Genomic DNA, 3,139 nt, shown 5'->3' with positions numbered 1-3,139 from the left:
GGTACATACCACCACTTTTAATGCTTCGGCGTGCAGGGCCTGCTCAACCCAGTTACGCAACTCATTATCCAGCGAGCCATGATGCATAGCCATTACCCCGGCATATTCGGGGTAGTTATCTAAAATAGCATGGTACCAAATTTCTGATTGCGACCGGGTATTGGTAAATATCAACGTGGTTTTACTTTTTGCCACCAGTTCCATCACCTCGGGTAATAGCTTTAACCCTATATGGCCCGACCACGAATAGTTCTCGATATTTTTTGGGATGATGGATTTAATAGCCAGTTTTTTTTCCAGATTGGCCCGCACCATTTTTACCTGTTCGGGCGGGAAATCATTACCCAGCAAAACTTCGGCAGCCTGCTCCAGGTTGCCTATGGTTGCGCTTATACCCCATATTTTGAGTTTGCAGTTTTGAGTTTGCAGTTGGCGGTCGTAAGTTTGTAGTTTTGAATTTGCAGTTTGCAGTTGGCGGTTTTCTTTTTGAGCTTGTGCTGCTAACTGCTCATCGCCAACCGCCAACTGTTCACTGCCCACTGCAAACTGCCCACTGCAAACTGCTTTTAATCGCGATAGCCCCAACTCAACTTGTACGCCGCGTTTGGTGCCTAATAACTCATGCCATTCGTCAATTACTACTACCTGCAGAGTTTGAAATATTTTGGGGTATTCTTTTTGGGCCAGCATCAAGTGCAGGCTTTCGGGTGTGGTTAACAATACTTCGGGCAGTTTCTTTTTTAGTGCGGCTTTTTCGGATGCAGAAGTGTCGCCTGTTCGCGTAGCTATTTTCCAGGGGATTTCGAGGTCGTCACATACTTCCTGCATCGCCTTTTTAATATCATTGGTTAAGGCACGTAACGGTGTTAGCCATAGCATTTGCAACCCATTATTTTTGCGGGTCTTATAATCGGGGTGCCGGTTAATAAAATCAGCCAAAAAAGGTAAAAATAAGGCGAACGTTTTACCGCTGCCCGTTGGGGCATTTAATAACCCCGAAAAGCCGTCCAGGTAGGCCAGTTCCATTTCTTGCTGAAAAGGAAACTGCTTCCAGGTTTTTTGCTTATACCATTGCTGTATTATTTTTTGCCCCGGAGTAGTCATTTGTTTATTAACAACATAATAGTTATTTAGTTATTGCCCTTCAATAAAAATGGCCCGTTCAAGTTATGAACGGGCCATTTAAAACTATAAAATATTACTTTATTTTTTTTGAGGTAATAAAGTAAGCTTTATCAAATTTGTGCCGCTCAAATATTTATTAGCGGCATTTTTAACGCTTTGTGCCGTTACCTGATCTAATGCCTGTATATGTTCCAGTATCTTGTGCGGGTCTTCCTGGTTTTGTGTAGATGTGCTTAAATACCCGGCCCAGAAAATATTTTGCCTGTAATGCGCCTGTGTTGAACGGGCTTCTGTTATGGTAAAAGTTTGTACCTCTTTGGCAAGAGCACCATTTTGTTTTATAGCATTAATTTCATTTAATACCAGGTTAGTTAACTTATCCACTTCTGATGGTGTGGCATCAAAATAGATGGTGGCCTCATATCTTCCTTCGGGTATTTTAGTATAACTTATTTTCGCCCCCGGAGAAAATGCACCGACTTTTTCGGTCAATACGCTATCCAGCCTGATATTTAAAACTTCTTCTAAAGCATCCATCTGCAAATTATTGGCCTCATTATAATCATAAGTGCCGCTATAGGTTAATTGTACTGATGCCTTATCATTACTACCAGCTGTGACAGTTTTAGTTATTTGACCGGCTTGCGGATGTAAGCCCAGGTTTTTATAAGTTTCTTTTTTATTGGTTGAAGGTAACGAACCCAGATAAGCCTCAATAAACGGAATTATTTGCTCAACTTTAAATGAACCTATAAATGCAAATGTAAAATTGCTTGCATCAGCAAACCGGTCTTTATAAAAATCATAAGCTTTATCTATACTGGCTTTGTTAATCTTATCAAATGTAATTCCTATGGCCCGTGGGTTATGGTTATTTAAAATTGTTTCCACAGTATCTTGATAGTCACTTAACGGATCGGCAGCTTTTTTTACTAACGAGGCCTTATTTTGGCTAATAAGGTCTTGCCAAACAGTTGCATCTTTGCGTGGCTGGGTAAAATATAAATGCAATAGCTGCATGGCATATTCAAAATCGGCAGGAGTCGAGCTACCTGTAACGCCCTGTGTTATATCGCTTATGTAAGGAGATATGTTGATCTGCTTGCTGCTTAGCCTTTTATTTATTTGTTGTTGGGTTAAATCGCCTACTCCGCTGTTAGATACCAGTTTTTCGGCCAGGTTTGCTGATGCAAGGTCCTGGTCAGGCGCCAATGAAGTTCCGCCAAAGCTATATCCGCTTATTAAAATTTGGTTATCGGTAAATGTTGTGGGTTTTAGTATCACCTTTACACCGTTTGAAAGGGTTAGCCGTGTTATATAAATTACGGAATCCTGTTCGGTTTTAACAACCTTGCCGGCTGTAGGCAGTTTGTCCATAAAAGGCTCATCGGTTTCATCTACATAGGCTGTAACGTCTTTACCTGCATTATTTATCCATGCCAGTAGTGTATTTTCGTCAGGGAGTTTACTTTTTTCGGCATCCGGGGCGGTAATAGTAATTATGCGGTTTTGCGGAGTAATAAATTTGGTAGCCAGCGCGTTTACTTCAGCCACTGTTATCTTACTCACATTGTTGGTATAAAAATTATACTCATAATCAATGCCCGTAATCGGGTCGCCTGTTAAAAAGTTTTGAATGTATTGTGATAGGTAGTTTACTGAATAGGTATTATCCTTGTTCTGATAAACATTGCCTATACTTAACAACGCGTTTTGTTTAGCGCGTTCCAGTTCAGTTAGTGTAAACCCAAATTTTCGTGCCCTTTCAACTTCTGCAACTACGGCTGTTACACCCTGTTGCAATGTCCCTGTGCTCGTGGCTGCCACAATTGCAAACGCATTTTGCCTGCCATAAAATGGGCCATAAGCTGCCTGTGCGCCCAATAATTGTGCTTTATTTTGGCTAACCACGTCATTTATACGCGTACTAAGCATCTGGTTAAAAAGGTTGATGCGTATATTCTGCATAAAATCTGTAGCAGTTTTTACAGGGGCTAACGGTTGTGTAATAATT

2 protein-coding genes are annotated in these 3,139 nt (G+C 41.0%); both read right to left on the bottom strand.

The genetic code is table 11. From position 1 onward, the window contains the following. Positions 1-1,104: DEAD/DEAH box helicase (locus tag ABI367_RS06560; protein WP_462226930.1), on the bottom strand; the 1,104-nt coding region annotated here is incomplete at its 3' end. Positions 1,105-1,203: 99 nt separating this feature from the next. After that, positions 1,204-3,139 (bottom strand): insulinase family protein (locus tag ABI367_RS06555; protein ID WP_462226928.1); only part of this gene is annotated, 1,936 nt, incomplete at its 5' end.

Source organism: Mucilaginibacter sp. (assembly GCF_039935595.1).
Classification (GTDB): Bacteria; Bacteroidota; Bacteroidia; order Sphingobacteriales; family Sphingobacteriaceae; genus Mucilaginibacter.
The sequence above is the reverse complement of the archived record's forward strand: the minus strand, read 5'-3'. Positions and strand labels throughout refer to the sequence as shown.